The following is a 17972-nucleotide window of genomic DNA, read 5'->3' as shown; positions in this document are numbered from 1 at the left end:
TAATTTAACTAATTATTTAACAGGGGGAGGGAAGTCCCCGCTGTTGGAAGTTCGTTTTATTGAGAATCATTTTGATTTTGTTCTCTATTACGGTTCTGGTTCTGGTTCTGGTTAGGTTCATTACTATTAGGATGATTATTTTGTCCAGTATTATTGTTACCAGTATTGTTATTATCATTATTGTTATTGTTATTGTTATTGCCATTGTTGTTCTCGCCATTATTACCATTGTTATTGCCATTGTTGTTATCTTGATCGTTGTGATTTTCATCCCCATTGTCTGAGTCATCATTGTCGCCATTATCTTGATTGTCCTCAGAATCTTCGCCGTTAGGATCGTCTTGCTTATCCTCGTCATCTATTGTCTCATTCGGTTCCTCTGGCGGCTGTTCCTCAATTTTTTCTGGTACAGTAATACTAGCAGACGCAGGATCACTTTCTTGATCACCTTTAATTGCTTTTACGGCGAAGTTATAGGTGCTGCCAGGAGTAGGTTTAGCGATTTTTAAACTTGTGTCAGAAGTGACAGTTAATTGCTCACTAGCTCCACCATCTACACTGACGCTGACATCAAATTTAATGCCATCTTTTTTGCCATAATTCCAAGATAAGTCAATTTCATCACTGTTTTCATTATAACTAGCTTTTACTCCATTTGGTGCATCTGGTTTATTATATTTCTGTGATACCTCATTAAGAATATTTCCTTTTACCGCATATTCGGTCAGTATTTGACTACTTGGTGTATAGGAACTTGCTAACCGCGCCGGATAGGTTCCTTTCTCAATTTTAACGGTTTCCACACTATCTGGTTTCTTGAAATCCGCTGTTTCTACCCCTTCAGAAATATGTCCCATGACAGCTTTGAAAATTTGTTGGGCGACTTTCTGATTAGCACCGGGCGTGAGTGGATTTTTTCGTTCCGTGTATCCGGTCCATACAGCCATGGTGAAATTCGTTGTATAACCAGCGAACCAGGCGTCAGGAACACTTTTAGAATTCGTTATGCCCCATTTAGTTCGTTCTTCTTGTGAATAGTTGGTTGTTCCTGTTTTACCAGCAACAGGCAATCCAGGAATATTTGCAAGTTTTCCTGTTCCATCGCTGCTTGTAAGAACGCCTTTTAGCATATCAGATATAAGGAATGCCGTATAATCCTGCATGACAACTTTTGATTTAGGTTCCATATTTATCTTTGTACCATCTTTTAATTTAAAGGATCGCACAGCATGAGGTGCATTATATACTCCTTCATTACCAAAGGCGCTATAAGCTCCAGCCATTTCTAGTGTGCTAGCTTCAAACGCTCCGATTGCATATGATTCAAATGCTTCCTCAAGCGGGATACCAAGATTCACGGCAAATTCTTTAGCATTTTCAGCACCAACAGCTTGGAATGCTTTAAGAGCAGGGATATTTCTTGACATTTCTAACGCTTTTCGCATAGTCATAGAGCCTTTATAGCTGTTATCCCAGTTGCTTATCGGTGTTCCGTCTGAATAGGTACTGCGTTCATCTACGATTGTTTGATAAGTACCCCATTTTAAATGTTCAATTGCTGGACCATAATCTAGGATTGGCTTAGCTGTTGATCCTGGCTGGCGCTTCATATCTGTTGCATAGTTTGTGCCTAGCTTTACTTCAGGATCACGATCTCCGCCAAGTGCTAAAATACCGCCTGTTTTTGTATCTAACAATGTAATTCCAGCTTGGAAATCTTTGTCAGGGAAAGGAACGATTTCTCCTTCATACATTAATTTTTCCACATATTCCTGAGCTTTCTGATCCATTGTTGTATAAATTTCTAATCCATCTGTAAATACATTAACATCCGGATATTTTTTCTCAATTTCGGCAATAACTTGTTTTATAAATGGATCAAATGGCAAGTCATTTGATTTACGTTTTTCTTTTGCCACTAATGTATCTTCCACAGAAGTCTTTTGAGCTTTTTCCATTTCCGCTTTAGAAATATAGCCATGCTGGTGCATTAAAGATAAGACGATATTACGTCTTTTCTCTGCTCTTTCCGGATTATTAAACGGATTATACGCATTTGGCGCCTGTGGCATTCCTGCTAAGAGGGCAGCCTCAGGTAAGGTTAATTCATCTAAGCTTTTATCAAAATAGACTCTGGCTGCGGTTTTCACGCCGCTCATATTTTCAGACATAAAGATTTTATTCACATACATTTCAAATATTTCTTCTTTTGAGTATTTCCGTTCTAATTCAAGAGCCAGCCATGCTTCTTGTGCTTTTCGGCTTAATGTTTTTTGCGGCTGGTTAAAGAAGAAGTTTTTCACTACTTGTTGTGTAATCGTACTTGCTCCTTCAGAACCAAACCCATCTCGGAAGTTTGCAATAACAGCTCCGCCTAGGCGAATAGGATCAATTCCATGATGCTTAAAAAATCGCGAATCCTCGGTTGCGATAAACGCATCTTTCACTAAATCAGGAATATCTTCATAGTTTACATAGTCTCGGTTTACGGCACCTACTTTGGCTATTTCATCATTGTTTTTGTCATAGATAGTAGAAGAAATAGGATCCTTTAATGTCTCTGGATTTAATTCAGGTGCGTCTTTTACCATAATAGCAAAGGTCACACCACCGGCAATAATGCTGATAATGCCGATTGTTAATAAAATAAGCAGAACGCGCTTAAACAAATTCTTGCCGCTTTTTTTCTTTGCTTTTTTAGGAGCTTTTTTCTTAGAGGCTTCAAGTTGTTTACGGCGCTCCTCTCGCGTTTGATATTTATCTGTCATAATTATTCCTACCTTTCTTTCTAAAAACAAAAGGAATTAGTTAAAATCATAAATAGTATCGATTACTTTTATATAGTCAATTCGAGGTCGGTAACCTAGGCTGATGGAATGACCATTGCTTGCTAATTCTTGTTTTGTAATCGATTTTCTTCCCCCATTTATCATTCTTTCCCAAAATACAAATAGTTTTTCTGCATCTAAATAGAATATTTCATTAGTTTCAGAAAAGGAGATAATGACAAAGCAAATTCCTTGTTGCTCACATACCAACCGCATATGCTTGATTTGGTGTTCATGGAAGTTATTCAGCGGAAAGGAAGTTGTATGCTTCGTTTCTTTCGCTTCAAAGTCAATATATTTACCTCGATAAACACCATTATAGTCTGTAGTGGAAGCTTGTTTAAAATAGGCTTCTTTTATTACAGCAGCACTTCTTTTAGGGTAATCGACTTGGACTATTTGAACAGGCGTCGGCTTTTTATGTATGACTGCCTTTCCAAATTCTAAATAGTATTTATTGGTTTCGTTCAGATCATCCTCTAGTGTCATACCTCGATTACTATAATTTACCTTTTGGGGCGGCTTGGTATGTACGTTTTTTAAAGGAGTGTACCTTTTCCCATTTGGATAATGAATCTTCATTTTTTCACCTCACAAAGATTCTTTCAAAGTATAACTTATTGCAATCAACAAACAATAATACCATAAAGCGTTCATAAGAGGTGAACAATTTGATAGGTAAAAAATCATATTTTTCTTCATTGGAAGAAGAAAAACTTATTAATAGAATAAGACTAATTACCGATAAGTGCAACTTTGACAATATTTCGAGAACGAAAGCATATCTCCACTATTATAACAAACATAAAGAAATACAATGGGCGTTTCTTGCGAGTCAGGTTTCCCGAAATGCAGGCTGGAATATGTGCGACTTGAATGGAACTTGGCTCCCACAAGTAGTTAGTCAAGAAAAAAGACAGCAAATATTCTTAACTTACGAGAAAGCTAATTGGCTGATCTTTCATGATGCATACCCCCAATTATTACTCTATGAATATTCGACGAAAAAAAACTTGCCAATGTTTCATTTATTAAAATTTTTTCAAGTTTCCTCTTTTATGGAAGAAGAATGGAATTTCTATTGGGAGAATAAAAATAAGAAAAGATTAATGAATAGCTTAATTATTAATGAACAAAATGTTATTCAACAGCCTGTCATAGAAAACACAACAATTAAGCATCATGTTTTTCATTATCTTCCATATCTTTTTCAAGATTTTTTCCATTTTAACGCAGTACTTTTTCCAACTTTGCAAGGAACACTTTATGGGGCAAGCGTTTCTAACTTCACATCACTAAGCGAACGGATTAAGCTTGGCAATACTTTAGCAAGTCTTTTATTTAAACCTAATTTATATCAAGAGTTTTATGATTTTGCAAGAAAAATAGAACATACAGGTTCGAGGAGTGATTATGAAAAATACATATACCCAAATTTAACCAATACGACACCTATTTTACGAGCTGCTTATCCAGTAGTGAGGCATCAATATATATTAAGAAATGATTGGTTTAAAAAGAATATCAAGAAAAAGTGGCGCATCCTGAAGGAACAGAAAGAACCTTTTCATATTACTGATTGGTATCTGAAAAAACAGCAGCAATTACATGCGCTTATTCGTCAGAAAAACAAATGGTTAACCTAATATTTGCTTAATCTTGTCGAAATTTAAACCAGTAATAAGAATATGTACTTTCTTTGCCGAATCTCTTCTAGTTTTGTCAACAATGCAGGATAGTTGCTAAAAAAAAAGAAAGAGTATATATCAAAATAGCCTGGAGGGATTTGCATGGAAAATGCTTATACAAAAGAAAAGTTATTGAATCTGTTAGAGGAAATCCAAGAGGAATTAGATACATTGGATGCAATGCTTTTAAATTCCTTTAATCAAAACATGCATCTTGTGAAGGAGCATATTACTTCTTTAAATGACATAGAAAGAGGAATCACTACTATGGAGAAAAAAATGGCAGCCAGTAAATTAACTATTCATACAGATGGTCCGCGACAACAAATGCCTCTTTACTTGAACTTGGCAAAGTAAATCGTTAAAATAAAATCATTAACGATAATAGGTAAAAATGGAGTGGCAAAATTGACGGAAAATCATCAATTGATGGAATATACAACTAAGCTTCTAGAAGCAGTAGAGTATGCATTAGATACGTTTTATAAAGTGAAGGAATCAGGAGTTGATAAGGATTTTTATGAGATTGTCCGACCTTTTGCCAATCAGATTAAAGAGCTTAATGATAAATGGAAGGAAATGGCGACAGAGTGGGTGCAGAAATCTAAGCCTGATTATTTGAATAAGATCCAAATAAATACAGCCGCTGATCATATTGAAATTATTTCTATTCAGGCATTTTTTACGCAAACAAGTAAAAAACGCTTTCTTGATTCAGCGAAATCTGTAAAATATATACTGCAAACATTACTGGATGCGTTAAAAAATGAAACGAAATAAGGATTAGTAAAAGGGAGATGAAATTTCTCTTTTTTTTTTTGCTTTTTTGTTAAATTTAAATTCCTGTTCCTTCTGAGATAACATAGAGGTCAAATTATTGGTACATCAATGCACAGTATAGGCGTTATTATCATATAGTAGATAAGGATATCTTTAACGTGGGAGGATAGAATTTCATGAATAAAGCATCTAATCAACAAAGCTGGAACATGCCACCTTATCAGACCGCTTATACGCATCCTGTGTCATCTGATAACAGACTATATCATCCATATATAAATCAAGGACAGTGGAATGGAGCAGGCATGAATGGACAAAATTTTTACAACATGCCACTAATGCAGCCGAATTATCAAAATAACCAATCGAATTATTACCACCCGCAAAATGCTTATAAAAACAATACACAAGATATATTCCAAAATCCACTTCATTATATGGAGAACAGTGAACTGAATCAATACACACCCAATTATATGAATCAAAGTCAAGGCTTTATGAATCCATATCCAAAGCAGTCCTTTATTCCGAAAAAACAAGGAAATATGAAAAGCATTATGAATTCTTTTAAATCACAAGATGGTTCTTTAGATTTTAATAAAATGATGGATACTGCAGGAATGATGATGAATGCAATGAATCAAGTAACAGGATTGGTAAAAGGAGTCGGGGGAATCTTTAAGGTGTAACATACCTTTAGGAAGCAATAAGCAGAGGCTGTCATGCGACAGCCTCAATTTCTTTTTCTCTACTACCAGCGGTGTGCTTTTGCATTACTTCTTAGAATGATATTATTCTGAGACATTTGCGTATGCCCATTTACTTGGGATTTAGAACGTTTAGGTCTCGTCCAATTGTGATGAAAAAGCGCAGAATGAGAATCTAACTGATCTCTATAACTCATCATATCACCTCAGGAAGTAAGATTAGAAAGAAATAGAAGGGATAGAAAAAGGATCTCTCCTTCTACCGTATGGAAGGAGAGGATATTCTTTTAACACCCACTAATATTATGTGCAGAGAAAGGAAAATTTACTCTTTCTGAATTTATGGATTAGTCTCGATCTTCAATCATAATTTTTTTTCCTTTTTGTTTAGGGACTTTAATCGTAAGCAATCCATTTTGATAAGATGCCGTTACTTTTCTTTCATCAATTGGATGAGGAAATGCAATGCTTCGGCTGTTTCTTTTATACGTTTTACTTGTATGAAATGTTTTAGTCTGCGAATTTTCCTCTGTTAAAATTTCCTGATGATTAATACTGATAGTTAAATAATGATCATAGATGTCTAATTGAATTTGTTCTTTATTAACTCCAGGCAGCTCTGCCTTAATAATCGTAGCACCTTCTGTTTCATTTACACTCAGTGGAAAAGCCATATTAGGAAATGGGTTACTAAAAAATTCATCCATTTGCTGCAGAAAGTTTTTCACTGGCTTTTCCTGAAAAAACTGATTCATAGAACGCATGAACCCATTTAATGGCTGCGGTGTTTTTTCTTTTTTGTTTGGATCCATTGGGAAATTGGATGACATAATAAATTCACTCCTTACACTTAAAATATGAATGAAAGCTTTAAGTATTTCTTTTTTGCTTTAAAAATGGATATACTTTTTTCTACTATCCTATGCCCAATAGCTTGAATTGGTGTTTGGGTGTAAATTTTTTGAAATTCTATATAGTCAGAGGATGTTTCGTTCATCCATATAGAAAAAAAGTGATATATTAAAGGAAAAAGAAAGAAAGGAAGTTTTTAAAGATGAATCATATTGTAGTTGACAATGAACAACTATCCTATATAGAAGAAGGAAACGGAGAAACCGTTGTATTAATTCATGGTTTTTGTGGCAGTGTCGATTATTGGGAGTATATCATTCCACTCCTTTCTGAAAAGTATCATGTAATAGCAGTAGATCTAAGAGGACACGGCAGCTCTACCTATAGCGGTGAACCATTTGAGATAGAAGATTTAGCAAAGGACATAAATAGGCTGTTAAAAAAATTAGAGATAGAAAAAGTATATATGTTTGGTCATTCACTTGGGGGCTATGTAACATTGGCCTTTGCTGAACTTTTTGCAGAGCATTTAAAAGGCTTTGGCTTAGTACATTCCACTGCCTATTCTGATACAGAAGAAGGGAAAGAAGGCCGATTAAATGCTATTCGTAAAATCCAAAATTTTGGAATAAAAGAGTTTGTCAATGGGTTAATTCCTAATTTATTCGCAGATGAGTCACTAATGAATTTACCTGATGAAGTAGAAAAAGCAAAAAAAATTGGCTATCAAACCGATGGAATTGCGGCGATGGAGACACAAGCAGCAATGAGAAAAAGACCAGATAGAAATGGTGTAGTTGAACAGGCGAAGATTCCTGTTTTACTTATAAAGGGAACGAAGGATAAAGTGGTTTCCTTAGATCGCGTTACTTCTGCTTCAAATAGGAATGTCTCAGAAGTGCAATTAGAAACAGGGCATATGAGTATGCAGGAAGCACCAGAGAAGCTGGCAAATGCGATTCATTCCTTTATTTCGTCAAATAGTAAATAATGGCTGCTTTTTTCTTGTTAAAATCTCTTTCAAATCGAACGTCTATTCGATAAAATAGATGTATTAGAGGTGAAACAAAATGAAAGTACGTAAAAATCTTCAAGAAATTATAAAGGATTTAAAAACAAAAGATGAATATAAAGAGAGAATTTCTTTTTGGCATACAATTGAAGCGAAAGAGGCTGTTACCGTTCCGCTTCCAGATGATTTAATTCCTAATTTAAAAGATGCTTTGCAAAAGCGCGGGGTCACCCGGTTATATACACATCAACATTCCTCGTATCAGGCAATTCGAGAAGGGAAAAGCATCGTTGCTGTCACCCCAACAGCATCAGGTAAAACGCTTTGCTACAATCTGCCTGTCATCCAGTCGATTGCCGAGGACAAAAACGCTCGATCATTATATATGTTTCCTACAAAGGCACTTGCACAGGATCAGAAAAGCGAATTGAATGAATTAATTGAAAGTGCAGAACTACAAATAAATAGTTATACATATGATGGAGATACACCTGCTTCTATTCGGCAGAAAGTTCGAAAAGCTGGCCATATTGTTATTACCAATCCAGATATGCTTCATTCTGCCATTTTGCCCCATCATACAAAATGGGTATCTCTATTTGAAAATCTTAAGTACGTCATTATCGATGAGCTCCATATATACAGAGGTGTATTCGGGAGTCATGTAGCCAATGTAATCCGTAGATTAAAGCGGATTTGTGCATTTTATGGCAGCAATCCTATTTTTATATGTACATCTGCTACGATTGCAAATCCAAAAGAATTAGCGGAAAACTTAACAGAACAACGTGTCCAATTAATAAATAACAATGGTGCTCCAAGTGGAAAGAAACATTTTGTTTTTTATAATCCTCCTATTGTGAATATCCCTTTGAATATAAGGAGAAGTGCTACTTTAGAAGTACGCCAATTAGCAGGAGAATTGTTGAAAAATAAAATTCAAACGATTATTTTTGCCAAAAGCCGTGTACGAGTAGAGATATTACTTACGTACTTACAGGAACTTGTCAAATTTCAGCTTGGACCTAAATCCATCCGCGGCTATTTGCCAACAGAAAGAAGAGAAATTGAACAGGGATTACGTCAAGGCAATATTTATGGTGTGGTCAGTACAAATGCGTTAGAGCTAGGAGTGGACATTGGACAACTTCAAGCTTGTGTCATGACTGGATACCCTGGTACAATTGCAAGTTCGTGGCAGCAAGCAGGAAGAGCAGGCCGCAGGCATGATGAATCCCTTGTTATTATGGTCGCTAGCTCAAGTCCTCTAGATCAGTATATGGTGGCAAATCCAGATTATTTCTTTAGCAGAAATCCAGAAACGGCGAGAATAAATCCTGATAATCTTATTATTCTCATTGATCATATGAAATGTGCAGCTTACGAACTTCCTTTTAAAGAAGGGGATACTTTTGGCAATTGTGAGATTACCGAAATACTTGAATTTTTAACAGAAGAGCGCATTCTTTTTCAAAATGGGGATAAATGGTATTGGATGAATGATTCTTTTCCAGCTCATAATATTAGTCTCCGTTCTGCTTCTCAAGAAAATATCGTTATTATTGATATTTCGGATGTAAGTAAAAGCAGAGTAATTGGCGAAAGCGATCGCTTTTCAGCGATGACATTATTGCATGAAGAAGCAATTTATATGCATCAAGGAATACAATATCAAGTAGAAAAGCTTGATTGGGAAGAAAAGAAAGCATATGTCCGCGAGGTGAGTGTTGATTATTATACAGATGCAAATTTAGCGGTATCCTTAAAAGTGTTAGAAGAAGATAATAAAAGCAACTATCTAAAAGCAGAAACCGGATTTGGTGATGTCAGCATTGTTGCAATGAGCACTATTTTTAAAAAAATAAAATTTGAAACCCATGAAAATATTGGCTCTGGCCCGATTACTCTGCCAGAAGAGGAGCTCCATACAAATGCAGCATGGATATCTTTTCAGCCAAGTGATTTGGTATGGGAACAAGAGCAAACAGAACAGGGTCTATTAGGGGCTGCTCATGCATTAAAGCATATTGCCCCATTACTTGTCATGGCAGATCCACAAGATTTGCATGTAGTCCCACAAGTAAAAGCAGAACATAATGAAAAAGCAACAATATTCTTCTATGACCAATATCCTGGCGGGATTGGTTTAAGTAAGAAGATATATGAAGAAATGCCTGCCGTATTAAAAGAAGCAAAAAAAATGGTGAAAAATTGTTCCTGTGAATATGGCTGTCCTTCCTGCATAGGGACAGAGAGCCATGCGCATAACAGTAAAATAGATGTAATGAAAATTCTCTCGCTTTTAGAGAATAGTGAGATTTCCATATAAGGGGATTAAAATGTCTATTAAAAATAAATTGAACAGAATGAAGACACATCTAAAAAAAGAAGAGCAGACCATACTTGTGAAAAATCTCGAAGCAAAAAAGGGGACAATCCCCTTTATGAAGGAGTGGGAACAGGAAAATGTCTTGCCATATTGGTTGGATAGTGAATACTGCTTAATTCGAGAAGTTCGCTATCCTCTCGATTATAAACACGGGAATTATACATTTCGAGATTTTTGTGGGGTGGTTGATGAATGGAATAAGGTAAGCTATGATCATCCCCTTTCTGCAAAAGGACATCAGCCCAAGGATTTATTCTTTTTTGATATAGAAACAACAGGACTTGGAGGCGGTGCAGGCAATACTATTTTTATTCTTGGTTATGCTCAGCTACAACAAGAGGAGATCGTTTTAAAACAGCATGTATTGCCACATCCTGGAGCAGAAGTGCCTTTATTTAATAGTTTCTTAGAGAATGTAGACTATACAACTCTCGTAACCTATAACGGCAAGGCCTTTGATTGGCCGCAAGTGAAAACAAGACATACGTTAATTAAGGAGCATGTACCAAACCTTCCTGAATTTGGTCACTTTGATTTGTACCACGCTTCCCGCCGTATGTGGAAGCATCGTTTAGAAAGAACAAAATTATCTATAGTGGAAGAAGAAATTCTCGGGGTAAAGCGGGAGAATGACATTCCTGGGTTTCTTGCTCCAATGATTTACTTTGATTTTGTAGAAAGAAAGAATCCTGAAGGAATGCTTGGCATCTTAAAGCATAATGAAATAGATATTCTTTCTTTAATTACCTTGTACACCCATCTAAGCAGTCAATTGTTAAGAAAAGATCAAAAAATCAGTGCAAGAGAGACTTTAGAGGTAGGGAAATGGTACGCAATTATCGGGCAAACAAATGTTGCTAAGCAAAACTTAGAGAGTATTAAGGAGCAGAATAAAGAAGAGCTTTTAGAAGCAGCTTTTTTATTAGCTAAGGAGTATAAAAGAGAGAAGAAGTTTGAGGATGCTCTTGGTTTGTGGCAAAAAATTGCGGAAACATATACAGGGAAGACGAATCAGGTCATGGTTATTCAATCATTAATTGAACTAGCAAAATTCGCTGAACATAAAGAGAAAAATCCTCAAAGAGCATTACAATTCACAAAAAAAGCGCAAAATCTACTTTATAAACAAGAAACATTAGGGAAGATGGAACAAGAACTTCAAAAAAGGCACGAACGTCTAGTTAGAAAACTGCATACGATTAAATGAAATCAATAATTCCATTAATCACCTAGTTGTATGTACTCTCGTTCCCTATTAAAATAGGAATGTATTCATTAAGTGAAATAATATTCTCTTTTAAAGAAGATAGGGAAAAGAAGTATTTTTCATAGAATGATAAACAGTCTAAATGAAATACTAATGGAGTGAACGAATTGTATAAAGTAGTTATGTGTTTATTTTTTGTGCTTGTTTGTTTAACCATCATCTTGTTTTCAACACTAAAAGACAGCTTTTACGCTTTTCTTTTATACAATTTTTTGCATCGATAAACAAAGCTTTAAAAAACATGACAAAATAGGTGTTTGTATTAGTACAAGATTATCCCTTTCAACATAAGTTGTTACTGTAAGATAACTAAATTATTTGAGAGGAGATTTTCTTATGCATTGTAAACCTAATCATATTTTACCTGCAGTAGTTCATCCGACAAAATGTTGCGTGAATAACACTTTTACAAATAATATTGTGCCGCATATCCACCCAACTCACACTACTACTGTAAATCATGTGAACTACGAGCACCAACATTTCTTCCCGCACACTCAATCTAGTGAGACAGTAGTAACTAATACTCAAGCTAATATGGGTCCTGCTCCAGCTCCATTCCCAACTGCACCTGCTGTTCCTCAAATGGGAGGAACTCCATTTACAGCAACTGGTCAATTCTTCCCAGGTCAAGCTGGTATGTCTGGAATGCCTGGTGGATTTCCATTCAGAAAACGATAAGGAAAAAACACAAGGTGCTTTTTAAGTTTCTTGTAGTTTGTAGACAAAGAGGACCAGAATGTTTTCATTCTAGTCCTCTTTGTCATTTTGGGTCTCGTATTATTATATTGTGTTATTTGCTATACAACGGAATCATTTTCCTTAAGTTGCACACTAATGAGAACACGAGGCATTGCTGCAAACTCGTTTATGTTTATATAAAAATGTGTGGAAATTTATTGGGTAGATTATTTTCATTCATTTTATCAAATACTTATCATATAATGAATCTGTAATGATAGACTGGCTGCGAAACAGCAATCTTTGACTAAAAAAATATAAATTCTTTATGGGATAATATATTTATGATATATTTTATATAACTACTGTAATTGTGAAGGAGTTCCTTAGATTATTATGAAAATAGCCGTCATTTCTGGCTATAAGCCTTTCGAAATTGGAATATTTAAGCGAGACGAATTAGCAGCCGAATACATAAAGATAGCGATTAGAAAGAACTTGCAAGCACTGCTCGAAGAAGGACTCGAGTGGGTATTAATAAGTGGCCAGCTTGGAACAGAGCTATGGGCTGCAGAAGTAGTATACGATTTGCAGATGGAAGAATATCCAGACTTAAAACTAGGGGTGATTACACCTTTCCTTGAACAGGAACAGAATTGGAAAGAGGCTAATCAAGAATGGTATGAAGAAATAATCTTGCAAGCTGATTTTGTTGATTCTGTTTCGAAGAAGCCCTATGAAAGTCCCCAGCAATTAAAAGATAAGAATATTTTTTTACTAACAAAAAGTGATGTGTTACTGCTTTTTTATGATGAAGAGAACCCTGGCAGTCCTAAGTACTTATATGAGCTAGCACAAAAGTATCAGGAGCAAAACTCATATGAAATTCGCAAAATTCAATTTTCAGATCTCCAAGATATTGTAGAAGAAGCAAGGTTTCAGGACGAGTATTAATAGATTTATTGACAAAATGGCGTTTCTTTGAAAAAATAATTGAGATAAATGGTAATCGACTGAGGTGAGCGATAAATGCTATCAGATAAAATGAAATTAACAGCAAAAGATATTTTAGAAAAAGAATTTAAAACAGGTGTAAGGGGCTATAAACCAGAAGAAGTTGATAAGTTTTTAGATTTAATTATTAAAGATTATGAAACCCTTCACCAAGAAATTGAAGAACTGCAGCAAGAGAATTTACGTTTAAAGAAGCTGGCAGAGGAAGCTAGTCGTAGACAGCCTGCTCCAACGACAGCCGGAACTACAAACTTTGATATTTTAAAAAGGTTATCTAATTTAGAAAAGCATGTATTTGGAAGTAAGTTATATGATTAATGTTTTTAAACTTTCTATGCAGTATTATAGTTGAAAAGCTAATAATTTCCTATAATAACCATTGCATTAGATAGGTAAAACAACTATAATAGCTATTGTATCAATAAAACGCTTTGGTAATCGCTGCAAACCTTGTTTGTAGAGGAAAGTCCATGCTCGCACAAGCTGAGATGCTTGTAGTGTTCGTGCCTAGTCAAAAAATAAGCTAGGGCAGCATCTTTATGCTGACGGCAGGGAAAATACCTAAGTCTTCGGATATGGTATGAATACTTTGAAAGTGCCACAGTGACGTAGCTTTGTCAGAAATGACAAGGGTGGAACGAGGTAAACCCCACGAGCGAGAAACCCAAATTATGGTAGGGGAACTTTCTCTGAGGAAATGAACGGAAGAGAAGGACAGAAATTATTTTCTGTAGATAGATGATTACCGCCTTAGTACGAGATGAAAAGTCGCATGAGTACAAAGGAACAGAACATGGCTTATAGAGCGTGATATTGATTATAATGATAATAACATGACAAAGGGTGACACGTAGATTTGTGTCTGATATGCTGGGAGAATTTTTTTCTAATCAGTATGTCATTCATATAATCTGGTCATCCTTTTTATATGGAATATACATACTAATTTGAAGCTATAGAAAAAGCAATAATGATACATAAGAAAATACAGCTAAAATGATGATAAAGGAGTCGTTATGAGAAATTTTGACTTAATAGCTACTGCAGCAATGGGACTTGAAGCAATAGTTGCAAAAGAGGTAAGAGAGCTAGGCTATGAATGTTCGGTGGATAATGGTAAAGTTTTATTTAAAGGCGACGAAAAGGCAATTGCAAGAAGCAATATGTGGCTTCGTACTGCTGATCGTGTAAAGATTAAAGTTGCTGAATTTAAAGCAACAACCTTTGATGAACTTTTTGAAAAAACAAAAGCGATAAAATGGGAAGAATATCTTCCAGTAAATGCACAATTCCCGGTTTCAGGTAAATCTGTCAAATCAAAGCTTTTCAGTGTGTCAGATTGTCAAGCAATAGTTAAAAAGGCGATTGTTAATCGGATAAGCACTCATTATAAGAAAACAGGTTGGCTAGAGGAAAACGGCGCGTTATTTAAGATTGAAGTTGCTATTTTGAAGGATATTGTTACATTAACGATTGATACTTCAGGACAAGGACTCCATAAAAGGGGGTATCGCGCAGGACAAGGGGAAGCACCTTTGAAAGAGACACTTGCTGCTGCTTTAATTTTATTAACTAATTGGACAGCGGATCGACCTTTTGTAGATCCTTTTTGTGGATCTGGTACCATTCCAATTGAAGCAGCTTTAATCGGGCAAAATATCGCACCAGGCTTTAATCGTGATTTTATCTCGGAAACATGGGATTGGATGCCAAATGAAGTATGGGAAGAGGTACGTCAAGAAGCAGAAGAAAACGCAAATTATGATCAACCACTTGAAATCATTGGAACTGATATCGATCATCGGATGATTCAAATAGCGCAAGAAAATGCTTTTGAAGCAGGACTGGGAGACCTTATTACCTTTAAGCAAATGCAAGTAAAAGATTTTACCACAATGAAAGATAATGGTGTTATTGTAGGCAATCCGCCATATGGAGAGCGGTTAGGAGATAAACCGTCTGTTCAAAAAATGTATCAGGAAATGGGACAAGCATTTGCACCACTTGAAACATGGTCTATTTATATGCTTACAAGTGATGAAGAGTTTGAAACACATTATGGCAGAAAAGCGACGAAAAAACGCAAACTATTTAACGGATTCATTCGAACAGATTATTATCAATACTGGGGCAAGCGAAAAAGAGACTAACACATAAAGTCTGCTTTTTAGAAAGTTACATCTTATAAATAAGTATATTTTTTGAGTAACAGTATATATTTATTCTATACGTAATTTTCTGGAGGGAAGTTTTATGAAAGATAGTAATATAGATTATACAAAAATAATCGGTGCGTTAAATTCTTCGGTAAATCTAATAGAAGAAGAAGGTATTGCTGATCAAGCTGTTTTACAGCAATTATCAGCAGCACAACAAATGGTTCAGCAGGCCATGACTTATTCCTTATCAAGAGATAGAGGATAAGAAAAAGCAGGACGAAGATATTCCAAAATAATTAATAATGAAATGATGTAAGAGAGGGTGCCTGATTCTTTTGGAGGCAACCCTCTTTTCACTTGAATATTGCAGTCAAATTGACTATGATTAAGGTTCGTCATGAAAAAATTAAGTATATTATTCATTGCTTATTAAATAGATAAAGATTAAAGACAAGCAGCATAATTCGTAGGTCGGAGGGGTTTACATGCAAAATAGCATGCCATTTGAAGTATCAAAAACAGAATCATTTTATGAGAAGCTGGGAGAGTGGATTGGCGATGTCTTTTATGACATTCTTCCAGAAGCAGGTTATGAACTACGAGATGAGCAAGTATATATGGCTTATCAATTAGAAAAAGCGTTTAAGGAAAAGAAAACAATTTTTGCAGAGGCTGGAGTAGGAACTGGAAAGACCTTTGTCTATTTATTATATAGCATTTGTTATGCCCGTTATGTAAACAAGCCTGCCATTATTGCTTGTTCAGATGAGACGTTAATTGAACAGCTAGTAAAAAAAGAAGGCGATATTGCAAAGTTAGAGCAGGCGCTTGGATTAAACATTGATGTTCGTTTAGCTAAATCACGAAACCAATATTTATGCTTAACTAAACTGGATCAAAAAATTACATTGGAAGATACGTATAATACAATTTATGACAGCCTTCCAGATTTTGTGCACGGAACAGGATCATTACAATCTTTTTCACCATATGGAGACAGAAAAGATTATCCAGATTTAAATGATAAGGATTGGGAAGGGGTAGCATGGGATTCCATGCAAGATTGTTTTACTTGTGATAAACGCCATCGCTGTGGGCAGACATTACATCGAGATTATTATCGTAATGCTAAAGATTTAATCATCTGTTCCCATGACTTTTATATGGAACATATTTGGACAAAAGAAGCTAGAAAAAGAGAAGGACAGCTTCCTTTATTACCTGATAGTGCTTGTGTTGTTTTTGATGAAGGACATTTATTAGAATATGCTGCCCAAAGTGCATTAACATACAGATTGACAGAGCAAAACTTAGAAAATCTATTAACACGTTTAATGGCAAACGATGTACGTGAGAAAACCCTAAATATTATTGAGGAAACTATTTATCAAAATGAACAGTTTTTTAGAGAACTAACAGATGCATCCTATAAAACAGAAGGTTCAGATAAACAGGAAATCAAAAAAACAGATCGAGTAATCCAAGCAGGTAAAAAATTGGCAGGCTATATTTCTGAGCTAGAAGAAGAGCTTGTCTTTGAAAGTGAAATGTATGTTATCAATGAGTATGACTTAAAAGTGGTAGAAGAGTATTTAGAGCAGATTTCTCATTCGTTAGGTCTATTTTTAAAGGAAATGAATGGAATAACCTGGTTTGAGGAAAATAACGGGGAAAGAACGCTTGTTATTATGCCAAGACTTGTTCAAGATATTATGCAAGAAGAAGTATTTAGTCAACAAAAACCGATTATCTTCTCTTCGGCAACATTATCTGAGAATAAATCCTTTGAATATATGGCCAAAAGTATTGGCGCAGCTGATTATTTATCGTTTTCTGTTGATTCTCCGTTTGATTATGAAGAGAATATGGCTGTATATATTAAGTCATTCAATCAGAATGAAGACACAGAAAAACAAGCATATTGTTATGAAGAGTTAATAAAAGCAGAAGGTCGATCTCTTGTTCTTTTCAATAGTAAAGAAGATTTAGCTAGGTTTAAGGACAATCTGCCAAAGGAATTTTCCTTACCGATATACTTTGAGGGGGAAAGAGAAATTAGTACCCTTGTTTCAAAATTTCAAAATGAGGAAAATTCAATCCTTTGTGCAGTAAATCTATGGGAAGGACTAGATGTACCTGGAAGATCATTAGAAAACGTATTTATCTATTCTTTGCCATTCCCTCCAAATGATCCGGTTTATAAAAGTAAGCGTGAAAATGTAGAAAATCCTTTTCTAGAAGTTGATTTGCCATATATGGTTTTAAGGCTGCGTCAAGGTGTTGGTCGCTTAATCCGTACACATGAAGATAAAGGTACGATTCATATATGTATGGATGCAAATGTAGCAGGCCTAGTAAAGAATGCTGTAATAGAGGCTTTACCAGTAACAGCAATGTAATTGATTCAATAATAAAAAGGCTCATAAGAAATTCTAAGTTGTTATCGAACAATGCATGAATAATCTTATGAGTTTTTTTGTATGTTCATTCTTTTATAGGATGGGCCGATTCTGCAAGGGATAACTACAAATCTTCTTTATTAGGAAGAAAAAGTATACAATTATACAAGGTTTTCAAGGCACATTCATCTAATTG

17 protein-coding genes and 1 other RNA gene are annotated in these 17972 nt (G+C 35.3%); 14 read left to right on the top strand and 4 right to left on the bottom strand.

The genetic code is table 11. From position 1 onward, the window contains the following. Positions 1 to 56 precede the first annotated feature (56 nt). Complete coding sequence (locus tag NSQ89_RS11530; RefSeq protein WP_341132639.1) at positions 57 to 2768, bottom strand: PBP1A family penicillin-binding protein; 2712 nt, start codon at positions 2766 to 2768, stop codon at positions 57 to 59. A 36-nt stretch (positions 2769 to 2804) separates the two neighbouring features. After that, positions 2805 to 3410, bottom strand: coding sequence for a Holliday junction resolvase RecU (gene recU / locus NSQ89_RS11525; RefSeq protein ID WP_047940397.1), 606 nt, complete (start codon positions 3408 to 3410; stop codon positions 2805 to 2807). Positions 3411 to 3499: 89 nt separating this feature from the next. Between recU and NSQ89_RS11520 the strand changes: the two genes are divergently transcribed. The 4 genes from NSQ89_RS11520 to NSQ89_RS11505 all read left to right on the top strand — a co-directional run bounded on the left by NSQ89_RS11520 (position 3500) and on the right by NSQ89_RS11505 (position 5985). Beyond that, entirely contained in the window at positions 3500 to 4474 is a 975-nt protein-coding gene (locus NSQ89_RS11520) for a DUF2515 domain-containing protein (RefSeq protein WP_047940398.1), read from the top strand. 144 nt (positions 4475 to 4618) lie between these two features. Further along, a complete protein-coding gene (locus tag NSQ89_RS11515) occupies positions 4619 to 4873 on the top strand; it encodes a hypothetical protein (RefSeq protein WP_047940399.1) in 255 nt (84 codons plus the stop codon). A gap of 51 nt (positions 4874 to 4924) precedes the next feature. Next, the gene (locus NSQ89_RS11510) at positions 4925 to 5296 is read left to right on the top strand and encodes a YppE family protein (protein ID WP_047940400.1); all 372 of its coding nucleotides are present in this window, start codon (positions 4925 to 4927) and stop codon (positions 5294 to 5296) included. Positions 5297 to 5472: 176 nt separating this feature from the next. Further along, positions 5473 to 5985, top strand: coding sequence for a YppG family protein (locus NSQ89_RS11505; RefSeq protein ID WP_341132638.1), 513 nt, complete (start codon positions 5473 to 5475; stop codon positions 5983 to 5985). A 62-nt stretch (positions 5986 to 6047) separates the two neighbouring features. Here NSQ89_RS11505 and NSQ89_RS11500 read toward each other — a convergent pair whose 3' ends face one another. Beyond that, complete coding sequence (locus NSQ89_RS11500; protein ID WP_082138221.1) at positions 6048 to 6200, bottom strand: YpzG family protein; 153 nt, start codon at positions 6198 to 6200, stop codon at positions 6048 to 6050. Between the two features lie 150 nt (positions 6201 to 6350). Further along, positions 6351 to 6833, bottom strand: coding sequence for an Hsp20/alpha crystallin family protein (locus tag NSQ89_RS11495; RefSeq protein WP_047940401.1), 483 nt, complete (start codon positions 6831 to 6833; stop codon positions 6351 to 6353). A gap of 224 nt (positions 6834 to 7057) precedes the next feature. Between NSQ89_RS11495 and NSQ89_RS11490 the strand changes: the two genes are divergently transcribed. The 10 genes from NSQ89_RS11490 (at position 7058) to NSQ89_RS11445 (ending at position 17776) form a co-directional block, all read left to right on the top strand. Then, complete coding sequence (locus NSQ89_RS11490; protein WP_047940402.1) at positions 7058 to 7846, top strand: alpha/beta fold hydrolase; 789 nt, start codon at positions 7058 to 7060, stop codon at positions 7844 to 7846. A 79-nt stretch (positions 7847 to 7925) separates the two neighbouring features. Beyond that, a complete protein-coding gene (locus NSQ89_RS11485; protein ID WP_341132637.1) occupies positions 7926 to 10196 on the top strand; it encodes a DEAD/DEAH box helicase in 2271 nt (756 codons plus the stop codon). 10 nt (positions 10197 to 10206) lie between these two features. Beyond that, positions 10207 to 11463, top strand: coding sequence for a ribonuclease H-like domain-containing protein (locus NSQ89_RS11480; protein WP_341132636.1), 1257 nt, complete (start codon positions 10207 to 10209; stop codon positions 11461 to 11463). Positions 11464 to 11859: 396 nt separating this feature from the next. After that, positions 11860 to 12204 (top strand): CotD family spore coat protein, encoded by a 345-nt coding sequence (locus NSQ89_RS11475; RefSeq protein ID WP_047940405.1) that lies wholly within the window; start codon positions 11860 to 11862, stop codon positions 12202 to 12204. Positions 12205 to 12600: 396 nt separating this feature from the next. Then, complete coding sequence (locus NSQ89_RS11470; protein ID WP_095322300.1) at positions 12601 to 13158, top strand: DUF1273 domain-containing protein; 558 nt, start codon at positions 12601 to 12603, stop codon at positions 13156 to 13158. Positions 13159 to 13233: 75 nt separating this feature from the next. After that, positions 13234 to 13536: a cell division regulator GpsB gene (gene gpsB, locus NSQ89_RS11465; protein WP_047940407.1), complete on the top strand. Its 303-nt coding sequence runs from the start codon at positions 13234 to 13236 to the stop codon at positions 13534 to 13536. 108 nt (positions 13537 to 13644) lie between these two features. Further along, an RNA gene (gene rnpB, locus NSQ89_RS11460) (RNase P RNA component class B) lies at positions 13645 to 14024 on the top strand. A gap of 210 nt (positions 14025 to 14234) precedes the next feature. Then, positions 14235 to 15368, top strand: coding sequence for a THUMP domain-containing class I SAM-dependent RNA methyltransferase (locus NSQ89_RS11455; protein ID WP_144544890.1), 1134 nt, complete (start codon positions 14235 to 14237; stop codon positions 15366 to 15368). A gap of 103 nt (positions 15369 to 15471) precedes the next feature. Beyond that, positions 15472 to 15642, top strand: coding sequence for a hypothetical protein (locus tag NSQ89_RS11450; RefSeq protein ID WP_156485380.1), 171 nt, complete (start codon positions 15472 to 15474; stop codon positions 15640 to 15642). Between the two features lie 220 nt (positions 15643 to 15862). After that, on the top strand, positions 15863 to 17776 hold the full coding sequence (locus tag NSQ89_RS11445) for an ATP-dependent DNA helicase (RefSeq protein ID WP_047940409.1): 1914 nt from the start codon (positions 15863 to 15865) through the stop codon (positions 17774 to 17776). Positions 17777 to 17972 lie beyond the last annotated feature (196 nt).

Origin of the sequence: Niallia sp. FSL R7-0648 (assembly GCF_038007005.1) — a bacterium.
GTDB classification, from domain to species: domain Bacteria; phylum Bacillota; class Bacilli; order Bacillales; family Cytobacillaceae; genus Niallia; species Niallia circulans.
Note: the sequence above shows the minus strand (reverse complement) of the source record. Positions and strands in the feature narration are given on the sequence as shown.